Source organism: Methylobacterium sp. WL103 (assembly GCF_008039885.1).
Classification (GTDB): Bacteria; Pseudomonadota; Alphaproteobacteria; order Rhizobiales; family Beijerinckiaceae; genus Methylobacterium; species Methylobacterium cerastii.
Genome location: NZ_VRUX01001030.1, coordinates 1 through 908 on the forward strand (window position 1 = coordinate 1; position 908 = coordinate 908).

General features: G+C 74.9%; 1 protein-coding gene. It reads left to right on the forward strand.

Features of this window, described 5'->3' with window-relative positions:
- On the forward strand, positions 1–908 hold a 908-nt coding region (gene rocF / locus FV222_RS27540), incomplete at both ends, for an arginase (protein WP_246685712.1).

The following is a 908-nucleotide window of genomic DNA, read 5'->3' on the forward strand; positions in this document are numbered from 1 at the left end:
CCGCCTGGACCCGCGCGCTCGCCCGGCGGGTCGAGGCCGCGCTCTATGCGGGCGACTTGCCCGTGGTCCTCGGCGGCGACCACAGCCTGTCGCTCGGGACCGTGGAGGGGGCGATGCGCCACTGCGCGCGGACCGGCCGGCCGCTCTTCGTGCTCTGGCTCGACGCGCATGCCGACTTCAACACCCCCGAGACCTCGCCGTCGGGGAATCTGCACGGCATGCCCCTGGCGGCGCTCTGCGGCGAGCCCGGCTTGTCCGACCTGTTCGCCGACCCCGGCCGCCCCGCCCTCGACCCGACCCGCGTCCACCTGTTCGGCCTGCGCTCGATCGATGCCGGCGAGCGGGCGCTCGTGGCCGCGCGGAACGTCGAGGTCACCGACATGCGCCACATCGACGAGTTCGGCGTGGTGGCGCCGCTCCGGCGCAGCTTGGAGCGGGTCGCGGCGGCCTCGGGCCACCTGCATGTCAGCTTCGACATCGACTTCCTCGATCCCGGCCTCGCGCCGGCCGTCGGCACCACGGTGCCCGGCGGGGCGACGTTCCGCGAGGCGCACTTGATCATGGAAATGCTCCACGATTCCGGCCTCGTCGGCTCGCTCGACGTGGTCGAGCTCAACCCGTTCCTGGACGAGCGCGGCCGCAGCGCCCGCGTGCTGGTGGAACTGGTCGCCAGCCTGTTCGGCCTCCAGCGCGACCGCGACCGCGAAGTCGTCGCCGCAGGCGATGCCGCCGGCGGTGTTGACCAGGATCGCCTCGGGGGTGCCGCCATGCGCGCGCGGGAAGCGCAGGCGCGAGGGGCCGGATTCGGCGAGGTCCGCGATCCGCGTCGCCGTCCCCACCCCGTCGGCCGCGACGCGCAGCATCACCCGGCCGACCGAGCGCTGGCGCAAGGGCGGGCTGGCGGCGCC